Genomic DNA, 21,979 nt, shown 5'->3' with positions numbered 1-21,979 from the left:
CGGGGGGTGTTGCGGGTGGCATCGGGGGGCCTCTCTGCTGGGGGAAGTCAGCCCGCCCAGTATCACCAGTCACACCTGTCCCAGCGGCCCGCGACGCGCCGGGGCCAGCAGGTCAGCCCACCAGACCGTCGGGCGGCATCCCCTCGACGGCCAGCGCGGCGACCAGGACGTCGTCGGGCTCACGGTCGAGGAAGACCAGGCGTACGACGTCGGGGTCGGGGTTGTCGGTGTCCGGGCCGCGCCACACGAGCCGGAGCCCGAGCCGCTCCGCGGTGCGGCGCGAGGCGACGTTGTGCTCCACGAGGTAGGCCAGCACCGGTCGGTGCGGCGCGACGGCGCGCGCGGCCTCGAGGGCCGCTGTCCCCATCTCGGTGGCGTAGCCGCGCCCGAGCACGCGCTGGTCGAAGCGGTAGTAGAGGTTCCACCACCCGCGCCCGGTCACGTCGGCCTCGATCGCCTCGTCGGGCACCGCGCAGCCGCCGCGGCCCACCACCGCGCCGTCCACCTGCTCGCGCACCGACCAGTACGCCAGCCCGTCGCGCTCGAAGCGCCGCCCGCTGGCGCGGACCATGGTGCGACCGGCCTCCGGGTCGGTGACCACGCCCGACGGGAAGTGCCGCCACGAGGCCGGGTCGGCGTGGATGGCGAGCAGGGCCTCGGCGTCGCGCTCCTCGGGCAGGTCGAGCAGGAGGCGGGCGGTGCGGACGTGTCGCCAGTCCCTCACCCAGTCCCTCACCCCTCGCGGCCCTCGTCGATCTCGGCCTTGCGAGCCAGCCGGTGGGACCTGCGGATCTCCGCCTCGCGCTGACGGCGTACGTCGCCGGGCGTCTCGGTCTCCAGCGGCGGCACCCGGCGCGGGCGGCCCTCGTCGTCGATGGCCACGAAGACGAAGTAGGCGCTCGCGACGTGCACCGGCTCGTCGCCCGCGTTGCCCCACGGCTGGGCCTCCACCCGCACGCCGATCTCCATCGAGGAGGTGCCCGCCCAGTTGACCTGGGCATAGGTCTTGATGATGTCGCCGACGTGGACCGGGGCCAGGAAGGTCATCTCGTCCATCGCCGCGGTGACGGCCGGTCCTCCGCTGTGCCGGTGCGCGACGGCCCCCGCCGTGGAGTCGGCGAGCTTCATGATCTCGCCGCCGTGCACGTTGCCGAGGAGGTTGGCCTCGCTGGAGTGGGCCATGATGCCGAGGCTGACCCGGCTGTACGACGTGGGTCGCGGTGCACTCTCCGTCATGTCCGGCACGGTAGCGTCCCGTCTCATGGCTGAACGTCCGCAGGGCTCCGGGGTGCCCGAGAAGGGAACTCCCGAGTACGACTGGCTCTACGGCGGCAAGGCGCAGGCCCCGCCCTCCGACGCCACCCAGCAGGTGCCCGCCCAGGGCGGCCAGCGCGCCGACGAGACCCGCGTCATGCCGGTCGCGCGGCGCGAGGCACGCGGGTCGGGCGGTCAGCCGCCCGGCGGCACGCGCACCGCGGCCGCCGCCCCGCCGCCGAAGCCGAAGAAGCCGCGCCGCCGGTTCCGCCCGCGCCTCGGGCTGATCCCGCTGGTGCTGCTGCTCCTGCTCGTCTACCTCGTCGGCGTCCCGCTCTACCACTGGACCACGATCGACAAGGTCGACGCCGAGCCGTCGGGCAAGCGCCCCGACGACCAGCCCGGCACCAACTACCTGATCGTGGGCTCCGACAAGGCCGACGACCTCAGCGACGAGCAGCGCAAGGCGCTCAAGACGGGACCGCGAGGCGGCACCAACACCGACACGATCATCGTGCTGCACACCGGCTCGGGCGGTCGCACGATGATGTCGATCCCGCGCGACACGCTCACCGACGTGCCCGGGCACGGCAACCAGATGATCAACGCCGCCTTCGCCATCGACGGCCCGCCCCTGCTGGTCGCCAGCGTTGAGCAGCTCACCGGCATCCACATCGACCACTACGTCGAGCTCGGCTTCGGCAGCGTGATCAACACCGTCGACGCGTTCGGGGGCGTCGAGATCTGCCCGAAGCAGGACATGAAGGACCCCCTCGCGCGCCTCGACATCAAGAAGGGCTGCCAGGAGGTCGACGGCCTCACCGCGCTGGCCTACTCCCGCTCGCGCCACGTCACCGCCCTGAGCGACCTCGACCGCGTCGCGCGCCAGCGCGAGGTGATCAGCGCCCTCGGCGACGAGGCCCTCTCGCCGTGGACCTTCGTCAACCCGGTGCGCTACTGGAACATCAACGCTGCCGCGTCGGGCGCGATCCGCGTCGACGAGGGGATGAACCCCGTCGACCTGGGCCGCTTCGCGCTCGCCATGACCGGCGAGAGCCAGACCTGCACGATGCCCAACCTCTCCGCGCCCAGCGACCCCAACCGGATCATCGCCGACCCCGACCGCGCGCCCGCGCTGTTCGACGCGATCATCTCCGACTCCGCGGTGCCCAAGAAGGCCTGCACGCCGACCGGCCGCGCCCGCTAGCTCGTCGTACGCCGCTCGCCGGCGCCCGAGCGGTGCGTGAGGCGGGTTCCGACGGTCCGGAGCCCGCCTCACGCACCGCTGCGACGTCCCCAGGATGTGCCTTGTCCCGACCCCGTCGTCGGCGTACGCTCGCGATATATCGTGATAGGTCAGCGACACTCACCGACCCGTCACCCCGAGACGCGAGGGAGCACGACATGGGACACCACTGGCCCGGGGCCGACTGGCCCGGCAACGACCGCGACGACAGCGCACGCGACCGCGGGCCGGGCTGGAGCCGCCGGCCCAGCGGCCCGCCGCCGTGGCTGAGCGAGATCTTCGGCTTCGCCACCGCCCCGCAGCGTCCGCAGCAGCGCAGCCCGCGCGTGCGCCGCGGCGACGTGCGGATGGCGATCATCGACGTGCTGCACCGCGCGCGCACCGCGGGCGAGCCGATCAACGGCTACCAGGTGATCCAGGAGATCGCCGAGCTCAGCAACGGCGAGTGGCGCCCCTCCCCGGGCTCGGTCTACCCCACCATCCAGCAGCTGCAGGACGAGGGGCTCGTGGAGGCCGACGACGAGCGTGGGCGCCGCACGGTCCGGCTGACCGACGCCGGCGTCGAGTGGGTGGAGGCCAACACCGACGAGCTCGCCTCGGTCTGGGCGCCGTTCGTCCGCGCCGAGCGCCCGGCCGCCGACCAGCCGTCGGGGCAGGCCGACATCAAGAGCGAGATCGGCCAGGTCGTCAGCGCGGTCTGGCAGCTGGCGACCCAGGGCTCGGAGGCGCAGAAGAAGGCCGCGCTCGACGTGCTGGTCGACACCCGCCGCCGCCTCTACGGGATCCTCGCCGACGGACGGGACGCGGAGCGATGAGCGTGCCCGACCCCCGGTTGCGGATCTCCGACGCCGACCGCGAGCGGGCGATGGCCGACCTCGCCGGGCACTACGCCGACGGCAGGCTCGACCACGAGGAGTACGACGAGCGCCTCGACGCCATCTGGACCGCTCGCACGCGCGCGGACCTCGCCGTGCTCTTCAGCGACCTGCCCCGGCCCGACCAGGTGCGTCCGGCCGTGCCGGCGGGCAGGTCGGCGCGGACGGCCCGGGGGCGGATCCCGCTGCTGCCCGTCCTCGCGGTGCTGGTCGTGCTCAGCGTGCTGCTCCACGCGCCCCTGTGGCTGCTGATCTTCCCGATCCTGTTCCTGCGCCGCGGTCGGGGCGCTGCGTGCATGCCCGCCCACGGTCGCTCCGACTACCGCCGACCCCGGGGGTCGCACGGCTTCTAGCGGGAGTCAGCGAGCCAGCGTCGAGGTGAGCAGCGCGCGGAGGCTCTCGAAGTGGCGCTCGGCGGACTCCTCGTCGTACATCGACGTGTCGGCCATGGAGTAGCCGTGCGGACCCGGGAAGACCTCGTTGACGGCGCTCAGGCCGGCCTCGTCGAGCGCGGCACCGAGCGCCGCGACCGCCTCGGGCGGCATCGAGCCGTCGTTCGAGGCGTGCCCGAAGGCGAAGCTCGCCCGGGCCGTGGCCAGCGCGAGGTGCGGGCTGTCGGGACCGTCGGTGACCAGGCCACCCCCGTGCCAGCCGCCCACGGCGACGACGGCCGGGTCGAGGCCGGCAGCGCGGATCGCGATCCGCGCCCCCATGCAGTAGCCCGTGACACCGACGCCCTCCCCCGCCACCTCGGGCAGGGCGCGCAGGGCGGCAAGGTAGGCCGGGAGGTCGCGAGCCAGCAGGTCCGTGGTCAGTCGCTGCACCCGGCCCATCGCCTCGCCCATGAAGGCCTCGCGGGCACCGGGCTCGCGCAGGTCGCCCTGCGGGGCCACCTCGCTCGCCGTCCCCTCGCGGAAGAAGACGTTGGGCGCGAGCACCGTGAAGCCCCAGGAGGCGATGCGGTCGGCCATCTCCTCGATCCGGGGCCGCAGCCCGATCGCGTCGATGACGAAGAGCACGCCGGGCGCGGGTCGCCCGCCCGGAGCCGGTGCGACGTAGGCCTCGGCGTCTCCGTCGGGCATGGTCAAGGTGAGTCTCGGCACGCCCCGAGGCTAGCCACCGACCCAAGAGGCGCATGCAACCTCTGCGGCTCCGTGCGCGTCCCTCACTGCGAGGGGCCGACTCGCGGCCGCCCGTCACGGAAGGCGTCACCATGCGTCGTGCTGCCCTGCTCGCCCTCGCGGTCCTCGCGACCCTGCTGCCCACCACCGCTCCGGTCGCAGCTGAAGCGTCCGCCACCCGGTCCGCGCACGTCCGCACGGTCACCTACCCCGGGGACGGCGCCGTGGTGACCCTCGACCACCTCGACCGCATCTCCGGCACGTCCAGCGCCTTCCGCACCTTTGTGGAGCGTCGGCTCACCCGCCTGTGGCACGACAACGACCCCCGACCCGAGTGCCGCACCGCTGCCACGATGATCGTGAAGCGGTGGCGCTCGGACGGCTTCGCGCTGGTCAGCGACATGGGCAACTTCGCCCCGTGCCCCGGCGGCGGCTGGATCCAGATCGTGGTGCGCGAGGACGGGCAGTGGCGTACGCCGGTGCGACTCGGCACGCAGGAGCCCTACCGGTGCTCGTTGCTGGGGTCGTACGACGTCCCCGTCGCGATCGTCCCCGGCGACGTCTGCTTCGTCGGCGAGCAGGTGGTGTCCTACCGCGACTGGCGGGCGGACCACTGAGCGCTCAGAGCTCGGACTGCACCCCGGCGAGCAGCTGGCGGGCCATCACGATCCGCTGGACCTGGTTGGTGCCCTCGTAGATCTGGGTGATCTTGGCGTCGCGCATCATCCGCTCGACCGGGTAGTCGCGGGTGAAGCCGTAGCCGCCGAGCACCTGCACGGCGTTGACGGTGACCTCCATGGCGACGTCGGAGGCGAAGCACTTGGCCGCGGCACCGAAGAAGGTGAGGTCGTCGTCGCCGCGCTCGGAGCGGCCGGCGGCGGCGTAGGTCATCTGGCGGGCCGCCTCGACCTTCATGCCCATGTCGGCGAGCATGAACTGCAGGCCCTGGAAGTCGGCGATCGACTTGCCGAACTGCCGGCGCTCCTTGGCGTAGCCGAGCGCGTAGTCGAGCGCCCCCTGCGCGACCCCGACGGCCTGGGCGGCGATGGTGACGCGGGTGTGGTCGAGGGTCTGCATCGCGGTCGTGAAGCCGGTGCCCTCCTCGCCGATCATCCGGCTCGCCGGGATGCGCACCTTGTCGAAGTAGACCTCGCGCGTCGGCGAGCCCTTGATGCCGAGCTTCTTCTCCGGGGCCCCGAAGGAGACGCCTTCGTCGGACTTCTCCACGACGAAGGCCGAGATCCCGCCGCGGGTCTTCTTCTCGGCGTCGGTGACGGCCATGACGGTGTAGAACTCCGACTCGCCCGCGTTGGTGATCCAGCGCTTGACCCCGTCGATGACCCACTCGTCGCCGTCGCGCACCGCGCGCGTCTTCATCCCACCAGCGTCGGAGCCGGCGTCGGGCTCGGAGAGGCAGTAGGAGAAGCCGCCCTCGCCCTTGGCGAGCTTGGTGAGGTAGGTCTGCTTGAGCTCCTCCGAGCCCGCGATCTGCACCGGCAGCGAGCCGAGCTTGTTGACCGCGGGGATCAGCGAGGAGGAGACGCACGCGCGGGCGACCTCCTCGATCACCAGCACGGTGGCGAGCGCGTCGGCGCCGGCGCCGCCGTACTCCTCCGGCACGTGCGGGGCGTGGAAGTCCGAGGCGAGCAGCGCCTCGGCGGCCTCGTGGGGGTAGCGGGCCTCCTCGTCCACGGCCGCGGCGAAGGGCGCGATCTTGGCGTCGGCGACCGCGCGGACCGCCTCGCGGATGGCCTGGTGCTCCTCGGACAGGGCGTAGAGGGGGAACTCGCTCATGGGTCGGATTCTAGGACGTCCAAGCTTCTGGGAGGAGGCGTCGGCGGTGTGGCGATGACCACGCCCGCCGGCCTGCGCCCGGCCCCCCGCGCATGACGAACGCCCGGCCGGTGCAGTGCACCGACCGGGCGTCGCGGATGTGAGGCTGTGTCGAGCGGGCCTCGAGCGGGTCAGCGGACCCGGATGATGACCTTCTTGTCCTTGGACTTCTCGGTGTAGTCGTCACCGAGGTAGAGCACCTTGACCTTGGTCTTGCCCGCGGGCAGCGCCTTCTTCAGCGTGACCTTGGCCTCGCCCTTGGAGTTGAGGACGCCCTTGCCGAGCGTCTTCTTGCCGAGCATCACCTTGACCTTGCCGGTGGGGACCTCGTTGGCGGCCGCCACGACGACCTTCAGCTTGGTCTGCTTGCCGAGCTTGGTGACGGCGCGGGCCGGCTTGGCGTCGGTGGTCGACTCGTTCTTGGCCAGCACGATCGAGCCGAGGCTCGCCGGCGAGCCCGGCTTGAGCACGCACGGCACGTCGGCGAGCATCGTCACGTCACCCTGCTTGGTGGCGGTGAACTTGAACGCCGACGGCACGACGATGTCGTAGGTGCCCGCGCCAGGCAGGTTGACCGGGACGGTCGAGGCCGGCACGGCGCCCGGGGTGGTGAGCGGGTTGGGCGTGTTGAGCGTCAGCGGCGTGTTGGGCGTCGTCGGCACCGCGGTCTGCGGGAACCGCGCGTTCTGCAGCGGCAGCTGAGCAGCAGCCGACGAGGACAGCTCGTCGAGCGTGGCGACCATGTCGTTGGAGAAACCGCCGATGGTCGTCGCCTGGAACAGGCCCTTGGCCGCGTCGACGACGTCACCCGGGAGAGTCACGCTGAGGAGCACCGGGATCGCCGGGGCGTCGAGGCCCGCGTTGGCAGCCGGGGGGAGGGTGGCCGTGATGGCCACCGGGATGTCCCGCGCGCCGAGGCTCGGGAAGGTGCAGGTGTAGGTGGTCGACGCCGTGGCTGCGGTGGCGGCCGGAGCCGCCATGGCGACGAGCGCGCCAGCGCCGAGCGCGCCTGCGGCAGCGACGACGCCGAGGCGCCGTGATGCGGTGTTGAGCATGTGGGTATTCCCCTCGTGACAAAGTGGGTGTGACGGGGCCCATCCCACCACATGTGTCACAGCAGGCACAGCACAATCGCGAAGTCTCACCAACACTCGGTAGTGCAGCGAGCCGGGTCCGGCGACGGCGTGCGCGGGCGCGGGGCTACGGTCGGGGCATGGGCTCGGACTGGCAGGACCCCGCGACCGTCGAGACGATGCTCGACGACCTCGAGACGTGGGCGGTGGTGGGCCTCTCCGGCGACCCGTCGCGCACGGCGTACTCCATCGCCTCGCTGCTGCAGGAGCGCGGCAAGCAGGTCGTGCCGATCCACCCCTCCTTCGCCGACCCGGCGACGCCGGCTGTGCTGGGCGAGCAGGGCTACGCCACCTTGGCCGACGTGCCGTTCGCGATCGACGTCGTCGACGTGTTCCGTCGCTCGGAGGCCGCCGGCGACTTCGCCGACCAGGCGGTGGAGATCGGCGCGAAGGGGGTCTGGTTCCAGCTCGGGGTCGTCGACGAGGCGGCCTATGAGCGCACCACCGCCGCCGGCGTGCCGATGGTGATGGACACCTGCCCCGCGATCGAGTGGCGGCGCCGGGGCCGCTGAGCCGCGGCTACAGCTCGACGGGCGCCTCGGCCATGTCGATGCCGAGCTGGTCGAGGCACTCCTCGAGCACCCACTGGACGTCGAGGGTGTCGGTCAGCGGCATCACCGGGCTCTCGGCGAGCCCGGCTGCGAGGCAGCGCTGGACCTCCTCGGCCTGGTGGACGTAGCCGCTGCCCCTCGCAGGGCGCTCCATCACCTCGGGCTCCTCGTCCCCACGTCGTACGACGACCCGGCTGGGGTGGTGGAACGGCGGCTCCAGCTCGATGGAGCCCGTCGTGCCCACGAGGACCGCGCGCCCCGGGGTCGAGCTCGACAGCGAGCCGGTGAGCGCCGCGGCCCGGCCGTCGGCCCACGCGAGGTGGATCGCCGCCGAGGCGTCGGCGCCGTTGGGGTAGTGGGTGCCGGTCGCGACCACCCGGTCGGGCCGGCCGAGGAAGTGCTGGGCCAGGGAGATCGGGTAGACGCCGAGGTCGAGGACCGACCCGCCCCCGAGCGACAGGTCGAAGAGCCGGCTCTCGGGGTCGAACGCTCGGTGCGCACCGAAGTCGGCCTGCACCATGACCACGTCGCCGATCTCGCCGGCGGCGACCAGCTCGCGGGCGAGCGCGAGCGCCGGCTGGAAGCGGGTCCACATCGCCTCCATGCAGAAGACCTCGGCGGCACGGGCGGCCGCCACCACCTCCTCGGCGCCGGCGAGGGTGGCGGTGAACGCCTTCTCCACCAGCAGCGGCGTGCCAGCCTCGATCGCCGCGAGGGCGAGGTCGTGGTGCTGCGGGTGCGGGGTGGCGACGTAGACGACGTCGACCTCGCCCGCGCGGCCCGCCTCGACGAGGTCGCGGTAGGTGCCCGAGGCGCTCGCGCCGAAGCGACCGGCGAACTCGGCGGCCGAGTCGGCGGACCGGCTGCCGACGAAGGCGACCTCCGCGTCGGGCACCAGGAGCAGGTCGGAGGTGAAGGCGGCGGCCATGCGGCCGGTCGCGGCGATTCCCCAGCGCGTCGTCATGGGCTCGACCCTAGGCGCCGCGCGCGTCCCCCGGCCACGCCCGGTCCACCACGTAGGCGGCGATCGCCAGGCTCGACGTGGCCCCCGGCGAGGGTGCGTTGCGCACGCAGGTCACGCCGTCGGCGTGGGTGATGCGGAAGTCGTCGACGAGGCTGCCGTCGCGGTCGACCGCCTGCGCGCGCACGCCGGCTCCGGCGCGGGTGACGTCGCCGACACCGATCTCCGGCACGTAGCGCGACGCCTTGCGCATGAAGGCACGCTGGGAGGCCGACCCGACGACCTCGTCGACACCGGTGCGCCAGTGCACGCGGGCCAGGCGCCAGAAGCCGGGCCACGCGAGCACGTCGCGCAGGTCGCGCGGCGACACGTCGCGCCGGCGGTAGCCCTCGCGGCGCGTCGCGAGCACGGCGTTGGGCCCGACCTCGAGCCCGCCGCCGACCCGGCGGGTGAAGTGCACGCCGAGGAAGGGGTAGCGCGGGTCGGGGACGGGGTAGACCATGCCGCGCACCAGGCCCTGCTTGGCCGCGCGCACCGCGAGGTACTCCCCGCGGAAGGGCAGGATCGCCGGGCTCCGCTCGCCGTCGACGAGGGCGGAGACCCGGTCGGCCTGGAGCCCGGCCGCCACGACGACGTGGTCGAAGCGGAGCGGGGCGGGGTCGCCCTCGACCCGCACCAGGGCGCCGCCGCCCTGTCGCCGGATGTCGACCACGCGCGCCCCCAGCCGCACGGTGCCACCGGCCGCGGCCACCTCGTCGGCGAGGGCGCGGGTGATCGCGGGGTAGTCGGTGATCGCGGTCTCGGGGCTGTGCAGCGCCGCGAGCCCGTTGGCGTGCGGCTCGACCTCCCTGATCGCGGCGGCCGGCAGCCGGCGCAGCCCGGGGACACCGTTGTCGGTGGCGGTGCGCTCGAGGGCGTCGAAGCGGCCCATCTCGTCGGGATCCACCGCGACGACGAGCTTGCCGCACGCGTCGTACGCGATGTGGTGCTCGGCGCAGAACTCGCGCAGCATCGCCCGGCCCCGCGTGCACAGCTCGGCCTTCAGGCTGCCGGGCTTGTAGTAGATGCCGGCGTGCACGACGCCGGAGTTGTGGCCGGTCTGGTGGGCGGCGAGCCGGTCCTCCTTCTCCAGCACGACCACCTCGGTGCCGGGGCGCCGGCGTACGACCTCGCGGGCGATCGCGACACCGAGGATCCCCCCGCCGACCACGGCCACCCGCTGCTCCCCCACCCGTGCCGCCGCGCCCTCCGCCACACCCTCCGTCATGGCGACGACGGTGCTGGCTGGCGCGGCCGCCGTCAAGGCGTGCCGGGGTTCATCCCACAATGGGGGTATGCGCGACCTCCACGTGCCCGCCGGACCGGGCCTGCCCGAGGGGCTGGTCGTGCCCGCTGGCGAGCTGGTGGAGCGCTTCTCGAGGTCGCCCGGACCCGGCGGCCAGTCGGTCAACACCAGCGACTCGCGCGTCGAGCTCGACTACGACGTCTCCGCCTCCACGGCGCTCACCGACACCCAGCGCCGGCGCGCACTGCGACGGTGGCCGTCGGGGCGGGTCTCGGTGGCGGCGTCCGAGCACCGCTCGCAGCACCGCAACCGGGTCGCGGCCCGCGAGCGGCTCGCCGAGATGCTGCGCGAGGCACTGGCCCCGCCCCCACCGCCGCGGCGCGCCACGCGACCCACCCGCGGCTCCAAGGAGCGGCGGCTGAAGTCGAAGAAGGAGCGCGCCGGCACCAAGGCGCTGCGCGGGCGCGTGCGCGACCGGGACTAGAAGCCCAGACGGGCGTTACGGCCGGCGGAGGCCTGGCGCACGACCTCGCCCTTGGCGTGCGCGGTCTCGGCGAGCGACGCCTGGTAGGCGACCAGGCGCTGCTGGAGCTCGGGGTCGCTCGTGGCGATGATCCGCGCGGCGAGGATGCCGGCGTTCTTCGCGTTGCCGATGGCGACCGTGGCGACCGGGATGCCGCCGGGCATCTGGACGATCGAGAGCAGGGAGTCCATGCCGTCGAGGTACTTCAGCGGCACCGGCACGCCGATCACCGGCAGCGGGGTGAGCGAGGCGAGCATGCCGGGCAGGTGGGCCGCTCCGCCGGCTCCGGCGATGACCACCGACAGCCCCCGCATGTGCGCCTGCTGGCCCCACGTCACCATCTCGGTGGGCATCCGGTGCGCGGAGACGACGTCGGCCTCCCAGCCCACACCCAGCTCGGTCAGGACCTCCCCCGCGGCCTGCATCACCGGCCAGTCGGAGTCGGAGCCCATCACGATCGCGACCTTCACGGTCTCGTCGGCCATCTGCTCACCCACCTGCTCACTCATCGTGCTCACTCGCTCTCGTTGCCCAGGTCGCCGCGGAACCACGCGGCTGCGTGCCGCGCGCGCTCGAGGCAGTCGTCGAGGTCGTCGCCACAGGCGTTGACGTGGCCGACCTTCCGGCCGGGTCGCAGGTCCTTGCCGTAGAGGTGCACCCGCAGGTGCGGGTCGCGCGCCATCGCGTGCGGCAGGCCGTCGTAGAGGTGGCCGCTGTCGGTGGGGCCGCCGAGGATGTTGACCATCACGGTCCAGCGACTGCGCGGGGCCGGCGAGCCCAGCGGGAGGTCCATGACGGCGCGCAGGTGATTCTCGAACTGGGACGTCACGGCGCCGTCCTGGGTCCAGTGGCCGGTGTTGTGGGGGCGCATCGCCAGCTCGTTGACCAGGATCCGGCCGTCGGTCGTCTCGAAGAGCTCGACGGCGAGGATGCCCGTGACGTCGAGCGCACCGGCCACGCGCAGGGCGATCTCCTGCGCCTCGCCGGCCAGTGCGGGCGAGAGGTCCGGGGCCGGGGCGATGACCTCGTGGCAGATCCCGTCCAGCTGGGTGGAGGCGACCACGGGGTAGGCCGCCGCCTGCCCGCTCGGCGAGCGGGCGACGAGCGCGGAGAGCTCGCGGCGGAAGTCGACCAGCTCCTCGGCCAGCACCTCCACACCTGCGGCCGCGGCCGCGTCGAAGGCGACCTGGGCCTCGTCGAGGGCGCGCACGACCCACACGCCCTTGCCGTCGTAGCCGCCGCGCGTGGTCTTGAGCACGCACGGCAGGCCGAAGGCCTCGACGTCGGCGAGGGTCGTCACGACGGCGTTGCGCGGGCACGGCACGTCGAGCTCGGCGAGGCGGCGTCGCATCACGGCCTTGTCCTGGGCGTGGACGAGCGCGCCCGGCCCGGGACGTACGGCGACCCCGTCGCCCTCGAGGGCGTGGAGGTGGTCGGTCGGCACGTGCTCGTGGTCGAAGGTCACCACGCTCGCGCCGGCGGTGACGCGGCGCAGCGTGGGCAGGTCGGTGTAGTCGCCGACGAGCTGGTCGGGGATGACCTGGGCCGCGGACACGCCCTCGGCCTCGGCGAGCAGGCGCAGCGGCAGGCCGAGCGCGATCGCGGGCTGGGCCATCATCCGGGCCAGCTGGCCACCGCCGATGACGGCGAGCGTGGGAGCACGGTGCTGACCGGTCGAGGACACGACCGGGAGCCTAGCGCCGTGCCCGGCAGCGGGCCGTGGCGGTCTGACCCGCGTCCACGGGGTGGACCCCCTCAGCTGGCGAGGGTGTCCTCGGCCACCTCGAAGCGCAGACCACGTCCGCGGTGGGTGGTGATCAGGGTGGGGTTGCGGGGGTCGTCGTCGAGCTTGCGGCGCAGCCAGCCCAGGTGCACGTCGATGGTCTTGGAGTTGGTGTAGAACGACGTCTGCCACACGTCGGCCATCAGCTCGTCGCGGGTCACGATGTCGCCGGAGCGCACCATCAGGGCATGCAGGAGCTGGAACTCCTTGCGCGAGAGCCTGATCTCACGCTCGCCCCGCCACACCTGCCTGGTGGAGGGGTCCAGTCGCACGTCTTGCACAGCCAACACGCGCCGACGGTAGGGACGCCGCCGCTCCCGGCGGGCCCTTATGGGTGAAAATTGAGGGAGTGGTCTGGTCCACTGCGCGGGCGTCAGCGACGGCGTACGGCGACGGGCTCGACCAGCCCGAAGCCACGGACCGGGCGCGCGGGCAGCCGGCGGCTCTCCCACTCGTCGGGAGGCAGCAGGTCGGCGGTGTTCTGGTCGACGATGAGCCGGTTGCGGCGCGCGACCTGCGTCAGTCGCGCGGCCATGTTGACGGGTGGCCCGAAGATGTCGCCGAGGCGCTGCACCACCGGGCCGCTGGCCAGGCCCAGGCGCACGTCGGGCATCTTGGAGTCGCGGCCGATCACGTTGATGATCCCCTCCGCCACCGCGACCGCGTCGTCGGCGTCGTTGGTCACGAAGAGCACCGAGTCGCCCAGGCTCTTGATGATGCGGCCGGCATAGCGCGCGACCACGTCCTGGCAGCGGCTCTCGAAGACTTCGACCAGGTCGCCGATCTCGTCGCGGTCGAGGGTGTTGGACAGCGCGGTGAAGGACACGAGGTCGGCGAAGCCGACGGTGACGTCGATGGTGTGGAGGTCCTCGTCCTTGGCGCCCATCGCCTCGATGCGCCCCACGGCCGCGGCGAGGTGGCGCCGCCAGGCGTAGATGAGCAGCCGCTCGAACGGCGGGTTCACCTCGTCGATGAGCCGCAGGGCGGAGCCGATCCGTGACCCGGTGGCGTGCTCACCGGCCTCCATCTCCTCCACCCGGCTGACGAGGGTCGAGACCTCCCAGTCGGCGAGGCGCGCCATCGTCTGGCCCACCCCTCGCGTGAGGTTGACCGCCATGTCGAAGTCGACGGCACCGGAGTCGACGAAGCTCATCAAGGTGGAGACCGCCTCGACGTCGGCCGCGGTGTAGGCCTTCTCGCCGACGAACTCGGGGAAGCCGAGCGCGCGCCACAGCCGGCGGGTCTGCTCGATCGTCACGCCGGTCTCGGCTGCCACCTCCAGCGCGTTGAAGGCAGGCTGGCTCCGCAGGATCGCGTCGTCGAGCTGCTCCCCTGTGAGCCGGTCGGGGCGGCGGCCACGCGGGGTGCGGTCAGGAGCCATCGTCGCGTCGGTCACCGCCGGAGAGCAGGTGCAGCTCCTGGGAGACCTGCAGCTGCACCTTCTCCACGTCGGGGATGTCGGAGAGCTCGACGCGGCCGTCGGTGCTCGCGTCGGAGACCACCAGCGTGCCGCAGCCGAAGATGCGGTCGATGACCCCGATCTCGAAGTCGACGCCGCTGATCCGGTTGAGCGGGATGGTGCGGCCCTCCTTGGCGATGAACCCGGAGCGCTTGATGAAGCGGCGGTTGGTGAAGGTGTAGGTGGTGGTCAGCCAGCGCAGGAAGGGTCCGACGACGAACCACACCACCACGCCCAGGAACAGCACCCACACGACCAGGTCGGCGACCGAGCTGTCGACCAGGCGGGTGAGGAAGACCGCGGCGGCCAGCGCCACGAGCACCACCAGCGCGGGCAGGATCAGCGCCTTGGGGTGCGTGCGGGTCGAGACGACGACGTGCTCGCCCTCGTTGAGGAGCTTGCTCGGAAAGGCCACGGGCCGATCATGTCACCCGGCGCACCCGACCACTAGGCAGGTCGCGCAGCGACAGTCGGGCAGGTCGCGCAGCGGTGATCAGGCGGGCCGCACGTGCACCACGTCGCCGGCCGCCACGGTGAAGGTCCCCTCGTCGGTCCCGACCACGAGGGCCCCGCTCGCGTCGATGTCGAGCGCCTCGCCGCGGCGTACGTCGCCCGCGGGCAGGTGGACGTCGACCGTGCGGCCCAGCGTGACGCAGACGTCGGCGTAGGCGCGGCGCAGCGACTCGGTGTCGTCGAGCAGGCCCTGCAGCCCGTGCAGCGAGCCGAGCACCTGGCCCAGCAGGCCGGTGCGCTCCACCGGCTCGCCGGTCTCGAGCGCGACCGAGGTGGCCAGCGCGATCGGCAGCTCGTCGAGCGTCTGGTCGACGTTGATGCCGACCCCGACGACCGCGACCGGCCCGCGGTCGGTCTCGACCCGCTCGACGAGGATGCCGCAGACCTTGCGCCCCGCCCCGAGGTCGCCGCCGTCGACGAGCACGTCGTTGGGCCACTTCAGCGCGATGTCGGGCAGCCGGTCGGCCAGCGCAGCCTGGACGGCGTACCCGGTGAGCAGCGGGATCCACGACCACGAGGCCGGCGGCAGGTCGGGGCGCAGGAGCACCGAGAAGGTCAGCGACGCGCGCGCCGGAGTCTCCCACGCACGGTCCAGCCGGCCACGACCGGCCGTCTGGTGCTCGGTGACGAGCACGAGCCCGGGCTCCTCCCCCGCGCGGGCACGCTCGGCGAGCGCCGCGTTGGTGGAGGGTGTCGCCTCCTCCACCTCGACGCGCCACCCCTCGGGGACGGCCAGCCGGGCGAGATCGAGGGGTGGGCGCGGTGCCGGTGCGTCGGTCATGGCACTAGATTGCCCCAGAGCCGACAAGCCGAGGGCGACCAGCCAGCCACCAGCCAAGCCAACAGGAGGCAACCGCGTGAGTGCACAGCCGGGTGAGGGCACCGACGTCCCCCCTCAGGAGATGGGCCTCGACCTCCACACCACCGCAGGCAAGCTCGCCGATCTCGAGCGCCGCCTCGACGACGCCGTCCACGCGGGCTCGGAGAAGGCGATCGAGAAGCAGCACGCCAAGGGTCGCAAGACCGCCCGCGAGCGCATCGAGATGCTCTTCGACGAGGGCACCTTCGTCGAGCTCGACGAGCTCGCCCGCCACCGCTCGACCGCCTTCGGCCTGGAGAAGAACCGCCCCTACGGCGACGGCGTGGTCACCGGCTACGGCGAGGTCAACGGCCGCATGGTGTGCGTCTTCAGCCAGGACTTCACCGTCTTCGGCGGGTCGCTGGGCGAGGTCTACGGCGAGAAGATCACCAAGGTGATGGACCTCGCGATGAAGACCGGCTGCCCGATCATCGGCATCAACGAGGGTGCCGGCGCGCGCATCCAGGAGGGCGTGGTCAGCCTCGGCCTCTACGGCGAGATCTTCCGCCGCAACGTGCACGCCTCGGGCGTCATCCCGCAGATCAGCCTGATCATGGGCAACTGCGCCGGCGGCCACGTCTACTCCCCCGCGGTCACCGACTTCACCGTGATGGTCGACCAGACCTCGGCGATGTTCATCACCGGCCCCGACGTGATCAAGACCGTCACCGGCGAGGACGTCACGATGGAGGACCTCGGCGGCGCGCGCACCCACAACACCAAGTCGGGCAACGCCCACTACATGGCCTCCGACGAGGAGGACGCCATCGAGTACGTCAAGTCGATGCTGTCCTTCCTCCCGCAGAACAACCTCGACCCGGGGGCCGTCTTCGACGAGGCCCCGGACATGGAGGTCAGCGACAGCGACCGGGCGCTGGACACCGTCATCCCCGACGGCGCCAACCAGCCCTACGACATGCACGACGTGATCACCGCGGTGCTCGACGACGAGGACTTCCTCGAGGTCCAGGAGCTGTTCGCGCCCAACATCCTCATCGGCTTCGGCCGCGTCGAGGGCCAGTCGGTGGGCGTCGTGGCCAACCAGCCGATGCAGTTCGCCGGCACCCTCGACATCGACGCCTCCGAGAAGGCCGCCCGCTTCGTGCGGTTCTGCGACGCCTTCAACATCCCGGTGCTGACCTTCGTCGACGTGCCCGGCTTCCTGCCCGGCACCGACCAGGAGTGGGACGGCATCATCCGCCGCGGCGCCAAGCTCATCTACGCCTACGCCGAGGCGACCGTGCCGCTGGTCACGGTCATCACCCGCAAGGCCTACGGCGGCGCCTACGACGTGATGGGGTCCAAGCACCTCGGCGCCGACATCAACCTCGCCTGGCCCACCGCGCAGATCGCGGTCATGGGCGCGCAGGGCGCGGCCAACATCCTGCACCGCAAGACCCTCAAGAAGGTCGCCGACGCCGGCGGCGACGTCGAGGCCCGCCGCGCGGAGCTGATCGAGGAGTACGAGACCACGCTCGCCAACCCCTACATCGCGGCCGAGCGGGGCTACGTCGACGCGGTCATCACCCCCCACGAGACCCGCATCGAGATCGTCCGGGCCCTGCGCCTGCTGCGCTCCAAGCGCGAGTCCCTGCCCCCGAAGAAGCACGGGAACATCCCGCTGTGATGGACGAGCAGAAGACCGCGAGGGACGAGCGGGCTGCGTCGCGAGGACAGGTTGAGCAAGCCCCGCGACCGAGGGACGAGGTCGCGACGGGCGCGTCGAAACCCCTCGTGGAGGCGCCGCTGCTCAGGGTCGTCAACCCCGACGCCACGGCCGAGGAGGTCGCCGCGCTGGTGGCGGTCTTCGCCGCCCTCGGCTCGGCAGGTGGCGAGGCGCCCGCGAAGCCCCGGCCGTCGTGGAACCTGCCCGCGCGCGGCGTACGCCAGACGCACCGGTTCGGTCCCGGCGCGTGGCGGGCCAGCGGCCTGCCGCACTGAACGTCGTACGTCTCGACGGTGGAGCCCGGAGCCGGACCTAGCGTTTCCTGGCTCCACTGTCGGGCTACGTCATCCACAGATCCCCGCACACATGTCGCGGTGCGACCGCTTCGCGGTCGATCGTGGTCGCATGCCCAGGCGCGCAACGAGCTCCCTCGACCGTGAGGCGTTGGCACGCGTGCTGCGCGAGCAGGACGGCGTCGTGTCGCGGGCCCAGCTCGGCGAGGTCGGCGCCGCGCGGGCCGACGTACGCCGCCTGCTGGCGCGTCGCGAGCTGCACGTCGTCCACCCCGGCGTGTACGTCGACCACTCCGGGCGACCCACGCGTCGCCAGCGTGAGTGGGCGGCCGTTCTCGTCTGCGCGCCGGCGGCGCTGCACCGGGAGTCCGCGCTGGAGGCGCACGGGATGACACGGGACCGCACGTCACCCGGCACGGACGGCACCATCCACCTCCTCGTCGACCGCGAGCGCCGGATCGTCCCGCCGTCCGGCGTCACGATCGAGCGGGTGACCGACCACGCGAGCTGGGTGCAGGCCAACCGCCGACCGCCGCGCGCGCATCTCGACTACGCCCTGCTCAAGACGGCCGCCGCCCGCACAGAGGCAGACGCGATCGGCCTCCTGTCCGATGCCGTCCACCAAGGTCTGACCACGCCGGCCCGGTTGCTCGAGGTGATCGCGAAGCTGCCCCGGTTGCCGCGACGCGCGGTGCTCGGCGAGGTGCTGGCCGACGTCACCGCCGGCACCCGGTCGGTCCTCGAGCAGCGCTACCTCCGCGACGTCGAGCGGGCCCACGCGCTCCCCAGCGGCGAGCGTCAGGTGCGTGAGGGTACGGCGAGCGGCACCGTGCACCGCGACGTCCGCTACCCCGCCGAGCGCACGCTGGTCGAGCTCGACGGCGCGTTCGGGCACCGCGACGCCGTCGACCGGTGGGCCGACCTGCAGCGCGACCTCGACGCGGCGCTCGACGACCACGTGACCCTGCGGCCGGGCTGGGCGCAGGTCCTCGAGCCGTGCCGCCTCGCCCGGCTGGTCGGCGAGGTGCTCGGCCGTCGGGGCTGGGCCGGACGCCCGCAGCCGTGCGGCGCGGCGTGCACGGTCGACAGTGGAGCCGAGGACCCGACCTAGGGGCCTGCGGCTCCACTGATCACCGAGCCTCGAGCCGAGCCCCACCACGGGCGCGGGCGTTGCCACCCGGACTAGGGTCGCCACCGTGACCGAACGCACCATCGATGCCCTCTGCAACGCCTACGTCGAGGACTTCTGCGCCCTCGACCCGCTGACCGCGACGTCGATCGGCGTGGCGGGCCACGAGCACGAGATGACCGACTACTCCCCGGCCGGCTTCGACGCCCGCCTCACCCTGGCCCGCGAGGCGGTGGCGGCCGTGGAGGCGGCGACCCCGGTCGACGACCGCGAGGCAGCGGCGAAGGACGCGTTCCTCGAGCGCACGCGGCTGGAGATCGAGCTCGAGGAGGCCGGCGTCAACCGCTCGCGCATGTCGGTGCTGTGGAGCCCGCTGCACGAGGTCCGCGGCGTCTTCGACCTGATGCCGACCGAGGGCGAGGAGGCCGTCGCGGCGATCGCGGCGCGGCTCGAGGCGGTGCCGAGCGCGCTCGAGGGCCTGCGCGTCACGCTCTCCGACGAGGCCCGCAAGGGCAACGTCGTCGCTGCCCGGCAGTACGCCGAGGTGGCCGAGCAGGTGCGTCGCTGGACCGGGCAGACGGGCGAGGCAGGCGACTTCTTCCTCGGCCTCGTCGACCGGCTCGGCGTCGAGGACCCCACCCGCCTCCGCGCGCTGGCCGGTGCCGCGAGCGCCGCCACGGCGTCGTTCGGCCTGTTCCTCAGCGACGAGCTCGAGCCGCAGGGCAAGGACAAGGAGGGCGTGGGTCGCGAGGTCTACGCGCTGGCCAGCCGCTACTTCCTGGGCGCCGAGGTCGACCTCGACGAGACCTACGCCTGGGGCTGGACCGAGCTGCAGCGCCTCTCCGACCTCATGCACGCCACCGCCGAGCGGATCCTGCCCGGCGCCGACGTCGACGCCGTGGTGGCCCACCTCGACGCCGACCCCGGGCGGGTCGTGCACGGACGCGAGGTGTTCCGCGGCTGGATGCAGGACCTCGCCGACCGCACCATCGCCGCGATGGCCGACGTCCACTTCGACATCCCCGACCCGATCCGGCGCATCGAGTGCATGCTCGCGCCCACCAACGACGGCGGCATCTACTACACCGGCCCCTCGGAGGACTTCTCGCGCCCGGGGCGGATGTGGTGGTCGGTGCCCGACGGCATCGACGACTTCCACCCGTGGCGCGAGGTCACCACCGTCTTCCACGAGGGCGTGCCGGGCCACCACCTCCAGGTCGCGCAGACCGCCTACCGCAGCGACACCCTCAACCGGTGGCAGCGGCTCATGTGCTGGTGCAGCGGCCACGGCGAGGGCTGGGCGCTCTACGCCGAGCGGCTGATGGAGGAGCTCGGCTTCCTCGACGACCCGGCCGACCTCCTCGGCATGCTCGACGGGCAGTCGCTGCGCGCGGCGCGGGTGATCGTCGACATCGGCATGCACCTCGAGCTCACCATCCCCGAGGACAACCGCCTCGGCGCCGGCGGCACGGCCTTCCACCCCGGCGAGACGTGGACGCCCGAGCTGGGCCTGGAGTTCATGCGGCTGCACTGCCGGATGGACGACGAGGTCATCCAGTTCGAGGTCAAGCGCTACCTCGGCCTGCCGGGCCAGGCCCCGTCCTACAAGATCGGCGAGCGGATCTGGCTGGAGGCGCGCGCCGAGGTCCAGCAACGCCACGGCGACGACTTCGACCTCAAGGCGTTCCACCGCGCCGCGCTCGACCTGGGCTCGCTCGGCCTCGACCCGCTGCGCACCGCGCTGGGCCGGCTGTGACGGCGACCCCCGGCGTGCGGCTGGTGCTGGCCTCGGCCTCCCCCGCACGTCGTACGACGCTGCAGGCCGCCGGTCTCGACCCGCTCGTCATCGTGAGCGGCGTCGACGAGTCTGCCCTCGACGGGCTCCCCCCGGCAGAGCTGGCCCTGCAGCTGGCCGAGCTCAAGTGCGCGGCCGTCGCGGGGCGCGAGGAGGTGCCGGCCGGGGCGCTGGTCTTGGGCTGCGACTCCGTGCTGGAGCTCGACGGCGAGGCCCTCGGCAAGCCGGGCGACCCCGACGAGGCCCGGCTGCGCTGGCGGGCGATGCGGGGCCGTTCGGGCGTGCTGCACAGCGGGCACTGCCTGCGCGACGTCGCCACCGGACGGGTGGCCGCGGCGACCGGCTCGACGACCGTCCACTTCGCCGACGTGAGCGACGAGGAGGTCGACGCCTACGTCGCCACGGGTGAGCCGCTGCAGGTCGCTGGGGCCTTCACCATCGACGGCCTCGGCGGCGCCTTCGTCACCGGCATCGAGGGTGACCACCACAACGTGGTCGGTGTCAGCCTGCCGCTGCTGCGCGAGCTCGTCCTCGAACTCGGCCACGGGTGGCCGGAGCTGTGGGCCTGACCCGCTAGCATCAGCGACCGTGGGGAGCGGGGTGGGCAGTATGCAGGCGCAGCCTGTCGCTGATCCCGAGGGCCGCTACGGCGTGCGCGACGAGCGGCTGCTCACCGGCGCCACCGCCATCACCGCGGTCCGCACCGTCGCCTCGGTCGTGCTGGCCGCCCTCGCGGCGCACGAGCAGAGCCTCACGCTGCTGGTGGTCGCGCTCGTCGTCTACTGGGTCGGCGACATGCTCGACGGGTTCTACGCGCGCGTCCGCGACTGCGAGACCCGCATCGGTGCGGTGCTCGACATCATGTGCGACCGCCTCAACGCGGCCGCGTTCTACATCGGCCTGGCCTGGCTGCAGCCCGACCTGTCGCCGGCGATCTTCGTCTACCTCGCCGAGTTCATGGTGGTCGACTGCTTCCTGTCCATCGCCTTCCTGGCCTGGCCGGTCCGCAGCCCCAACTACTTCTTCGTCGTCGACCGCCCCCTCTGGCTCTGGAACTGGTCCAAGCCGGCCAAGGCCGTCAACAGCGCCCTCTTCGCCGTGCTGCTGCTCGTCACGGGGTGGATGTGGCTCGGGCTGGCCATCGCCTCCGCACTGCTCGTGCTGAAGTGTGTGTCGCTCCACCGACTGGCCGCCATCGGCCTGCCGGTGCCGGAGGTTCGCGGCTGATGCTGTTCTGGAGCGTGCTGGGGGCCTCCATCGGCTCCGCCCTGCTCCCCCTGATCAACATCGAGGCCATCCTCGCGGTCGCCGTCAGCCGGGCGCCGGAGGCGATGGGCGCGCTGGTGGTCGCGGCCACCGTCGGGCAGATGCTCGGCAAGATCCTCTGGTACTGGGGCGGCATGAACCTCGACCGCGCCCCGTGGGTCCATCGCCAGCTGCAGAAGCCGAAGGTGGAGGCCTCACTGAGCCGCTGGCACGAGCGGGCGGAGGGCCGGCCGTGGTTCACCGCCGGCCTGCTCTTCGTCTCCGCAGCCATCGGCGTGCCGCCGTACGCCGTCACGGCCGTGCTGGCCGGCATGCTGCGGGTGCCCTTCTGGGTCTTCTTCCTCACCGGCCTCGTCGGTCGCGGCCTGCGGTTCTGGGCCGTGGTGAGCGGCACCACCTCGCTGCTCCACCTCTTCTGAGCCAGGTCACGAGCC

The 21,979-nt window shown here is 72.7% G+C and carries 26 protein-coding genes; 13 read left to right on the top strand and 13 right to left on the bottom strand.

Going from position 1 to position 21,979, the window contains the following annotated elements; all coding sequences use genetic code 11:
- Positions 1 to 112: 112 nt before the first annotated feature.
- Together ASG76_RS16660 and ASG76_RS16655 are read right to left on the bottom strand one after the other, a co-directional pair.
- Positions 113 to 724 (bottom strand): GNAT family N-acetyltransferase, encoded by a 612-nt coding sequence (locus ASG76_RS16660; protein ID WP_157559168.1) that lies wholly within the window; start codon positions 722 to 724, stop codon positions 113 to 115.
- A gap of 8 nt (positions 725 to 732) precedes the next feature.
- Positions 733 to 1,236, bottom strand: a complete 504-nt coding sequence (locus tag ASG76_RS16655; RefSeq protein ID WP_056605953.1) for an acyl-CoA thioesterase — start codon at positions 1,234 to 1,236, stop codon at positions 733 to 735.
- A 25-nt stretch (positions 1,237 to 1,261) separates the two neighbouring features.
- Here ASG76_RS16655 and ASG76_RS16650 point away from each other — a divergent pair, with 25 nt between their 5' ends.
- The 3 genes from ASG76_RS16650 to ASG76_RS16640 all read left to right on the top strand — a co-directional run bounded on the left by ASG76_RS16650 (position 1,262) and on the right by ASG76_RS16640 (position 3,728).
- Positions 1,262 to 2,461, top strand: a complete 1,200-nt coding sequence (locus tag ASG76_RS16650) for an LCP family protein (RefSeq protein WP_056605951.1) — start codon at positions 1,262 to 1,264, stop codon at positions 2,459 to 2,461.
- A gap of 197 nt (positions 2,462 to 2,658) precedes the next feature.
- A complete protein-coding gene (locus tag ASG76_RS16645) occupies positions 2,659 to 3,315 on the top strand; it encodes a PadR family transcriptional regulator (protein ID WP_200948221.1) in 657 nt (218 codons plus the stop codon).
- Positions 3,312 to 3,728: a DUF1707 domain-containing protein gene (locus ASG76_RS16640; protein ID WP_082587619.1), complete on the top strand. Its 417-nt coding sequence runs from the start codon at positions 3,312 to 3,314 to the stop codon at positions 3,726 to 3,728. Before ASG76_RS16645 ends, ASG76_RS16640 begins: the two co-directional genes overlap by 4 nt.
- Positions 3,729 to 3,734: 6 nt before the next feature.
- On the opposite strand, the gene ASG76_RS16635 is transcribed toward ASG76_RS16640, so the two are convergent.
- The gene (locus ASG76_RS16635) at positions 3,735 to 4,478 is read right to left on the bottom strand and encodes a dienelactone hydrolase family protein (protein WP_235529690.1); all 744 of its coding nucleotides are present in this window, start codon (positions 4,476 to 4,478) and stop codon (positions 3,735 to 3,737) included.
- A gap of 110 nt (positions 4,479 to 4,588) precedes the next feature.
- On the opposite strand from ASG76_RS16635, the gene ASG76_RS16630 reads away from it, so the two are divergent.
- Positions 4,589 to 5,113 carry a hypothetical protein gene (locus ASG76_RS16630; RefSeq protein WP_056605942.1) on the top strand — a complete coding sequence of 175 codons (525 nt, stop codon included), beginning with the start codon at positions 4,589 to 4,591 and terminating at the stop codon, positions 5,111 to 5,113.
- Positions 5,114 to 5,117: 4 nt separating this feature from the next.
- Here the strand turns inward: ASG76_RS16630 and ASG76_RS16625 are convergent, their stop codons facing one another.
- Together ASG76_RS16625 and ASG76_RS16620 are read right to left on the bottom strand one after the other, a co-directional pair.
- Positions 5,118 to 6,290: an acyl-CoA dehydrogenase family protein gene (locus tag ASG76_RS16625; protein ID WP_056605940.1), complete on the bottom strand. Its 1,173-nt coding sequence runs from the start codon at positions 6,288 to 6,290 to the stop codon at positions 5,118 to 5,120.
- 170 nt (positions 6,291 to 6,460) lie between these two features.
- Positions 6,461 to 7,384, bottom strand: coding sequence for a DUF6801 domain-containing protein (locus ASG76_RS16620; protein WP_056605937.1), 924 nt, complete (start codon positions 7,382 to 7,384; stop codon positions 6,461 to 6,463).
- 158 nt (positions 7,385 to 7,542) lie between these two features.
- Here ASG76_RS16620 and ASG76_RS16615 point away from each other — a divergent pair, with 158 nt between their 5' ends.
- Entirely contained in the window at positions 7,543 to 7,974 is a 432-nt protein-coding gene (locus tag ASG76_RS16615; protein WP_056605935.1) for a CoA-binding protein, read from the top strand.
- Between the two features lie 7 nt (positions 7,975 to 7,981).
- Here ASG76_RS16615 and ASG76_RS16610 read toward each other — a convergent pair whose 3' ends face one another.
- On the bottom strand, positions 7,982 to 8,977 hold the full coding sequence (locus ASG76_RS16610) for a Gfo/Idh/MocA family protein (RefSeq protein ID WP_056605932.1): 996 nt from the start codon (positions 8,975 to 8,977) through the stop codon (positions 7,982 to 7,984).
- A 10-nt stretch (positions 8,978 to 8,987) separates the two neighbouring features.
- Positions 8,988 to 10,241 carry an L-2-hydroxyglutarate oxidase gene (lhgO, locus tag ASG76_RS16605; protein WP_056605923.1) on the bottom strand — a complete coding sequence of 418 codons (1,254 nt, stop codon included), beginning with the start codon at positions 10,239 to 10,241 and terminating at the stop codon, positions 8,988 to 8,990.
- Positions 10,242 to 10,308: 67 nt separating this feature from the next.
- Here lhgO and arfB point away from each other — a divergent pair, with 67 nt between their 5' ends.
- Positions 10,309 to 10,743 carry an alternative ribosome rescue aminoacyl-tRNA hydrolase ArfB gene (gene arfB, locus ASG76_RS16600; protein WP_056605922.1) on the top strand — a complete coding sequence of 145 codons (435 nt, stop codon included), beginning with the start codon at positions 10,309 to 10,311 and terminating at the stop codon, positions 10,741 to 10,743.
- On the opposite strand, the gene purE is transcribed toward arfB, so the two are convergent.
- The 6 genes from purE to ASG76_RS16570 all read right to left on the bottom strand — a co-directional run bounded on the left by purE (position 10,740) and on the right by ASG76_RS16570 (position 15,318).
- Positions 10,740 to 11,291, bottom strand: a complete 552-nt coding sequence (gene purE / locus ASG76_RS16595) for a 5-(carboxyamino)imidazole ribonucleotide mutase (protein ID WP_235529689.1) — start codon at positions 11,289 to 11,291, stop codon at positions 10,740 to 10,742. The two genes, arfB and purE, sit on opposite strands and share 4 nt — an antisense overlap.
- Positions 11,292 to 11,296: 5 nt before the next feature.
- The gene (locus tag ASG76_RS16590) at positions 11,297 to 12,466 is read right to left on the bottom strand and encodes a 5-(carboxyamino)imidazole ribonucleotide synthase (protein WP_082587618.1); all 1,170 of its coding nucleotides are present in this window, start codon (positions 12,464 to 12,466) and stop codon (positions 11,297 to 11,299) included.
- A 71-nt stretch (positions 12,467 to 12,537) separates the two neighbouring features.
- Positions 12,538 to 12,855, bottom strand: coding sequence for a winged helix-turn-helix domain-containing protein (locus tag ASG76_RS16585; RefSeq protein WP_056605911.1), 318 nt, complete (start codon positions 12,853 to 12,855; stop codon positions 12,538 to 12,540).
- An 83-nt stretch (positions 12,856 to 12,938) separates the two neighbouring features.
- Entirely contained in the window at positions 12,939 to 13,961 is a 1,023-nt protein-coding gene (locus tag ASG76_RS16580; RefSeq protein ID WP_235529682.1) for an adenylate/guanylate cyclase domain-containing protein, read from the bottom strand.
- Complete coding sequence (locus ASG76_RS16575; RefSeq protein ID WP_056605908.1) at positions 13,936 to 14,439, bottom strand: PH domain-containing protein; 504 nt, start codon at positions 14,437 to 14,439, stop codon at positions 13,936 to 13,938. Before ASG76_RS16575 ends, ASG76_RS16580 begins: the two co-directional genes overlap by 26 nt.
- Positions 14,440 to 14,517: 78 nt before the next feature.
- Complete coding sequence (locus ASG76_RS16570) at positions 14,518 to 15,318, bottom strand: biotin--[acetyl-CoA-carboxylase] ligase (RefSeq protein ID WP_056605906.1); 801 nt, start codon at positions 15,316 to 15,318, stop codon at positions 14,518 to 14,520.
- Between the two features lie 121 nt (positions 15,319 to 15,439).
- Between ASG76_RS16570 and ASG76_RS16565 the strand changes: the two genes are divergently transcribed.
- From ASG76_RS16565 to ASG76_RS16535, 7 genes are all read left to right on the top strand, one after another.
- Positions 15,440 to 17,023: an acyl-CoA carboxylase subunit beta gene (locus ASG76_RS16565; RefSeq protein WP_056605898.1), complete on the top strand. Its 1,584-nt coding sequence runs from the start codon at positions 15,440 to 15,442 to the stop codon at positions 17,021 to 17,023.
- 107 nt (positions 17,024 to 17,130) lie between these two features.
- Positions 17,131 to 17,337, top strand: coding sequence for an acyl-CoA carboxylase epsilon subunit (locus tag ASG76_RS18875; protein ID WP_162254132.1), 207 nt, complete (start codon positions 17,131 to 17,133; stop codon positions 17,335 to 17,337).
- 130 nt (positions 17,338 to 17,467) lie between these two features.
- Positions 17,468 to 18,466, top strand: coding sequence for a type IV toxin-antitoxin system AbiEi family antitoxin domain-containing protein (locus ASG76_RS16555; protein WP_157559166.1), 999 nt, complete (start codon positions 17,468 to 17,470; stop codon positions 18,464 to 18,466).
- A gap of 85 nt (positions 18,467 to 18,551) precedes the next feature.
- Entirely contained in the window at positions 18,552 to 20,240 is a 1,689-nt protein-coding gene (locus tag ASG76_RS16550; RefSeq protein WP_056605894.1) for a DUF885 domain-containing protein, read from the top strand.
- Positions 20,237 to 20,848, top strand: coding sequence for a Maf family protein (locus tag ASG76_RS16545; protein WP_056605893.1), 612 nt, complete (start codon positions 20,237 to 20,239; stop codon positions 20,846 to 20,848). The genes ASG76_RS16550 and ASG76_RS16545 overlap by 4 nt, the downstream gene beginning before the upstream one ends.
- 40 nt (positions 20,849 to 20,888) lie before the next feature.
- Positions 20,889 to 21,506: a CDP-alcohol phosphatidyltransferase family protein gene (locus ASG76_RS16540; protein WP_056605890.1), complete on the top strand. Its 618-nt coding sequence runs from the start codon at positions 20,889 to 20,891 to the stop codon at positions 21,504 to 21,506.
- Entirely contained in the window at positions 21,506 to 21,964 is a 459-nt protein-coding gene (locus ASG76_RS16535; RefSeq protein WP_056605887.1) for a VTT domain-containing protein, read from the top strand. The genes ASG76_RS16540 and ASG76_RS16535 overlap by 1 nt, the downstream gene beginning before the upstream one ends.
- Positions 21,965 to 21,979 lie beyond the last annotated feature (15 nt).

It is taken from the genome of Nocardioides sp. Soil774 (assembly GCF_001428125.1).
Lineage (GTDB): Bacteria > Actinomycetota > Actinomycetes > Propionibacteriales > Nocardioidaceae > Nocardioides.
The sequence above is the reverse complement of the archived record's forward strand: the minus strand, read 5'-3'. Positions and strand labels throughout refer to the sequence as shown.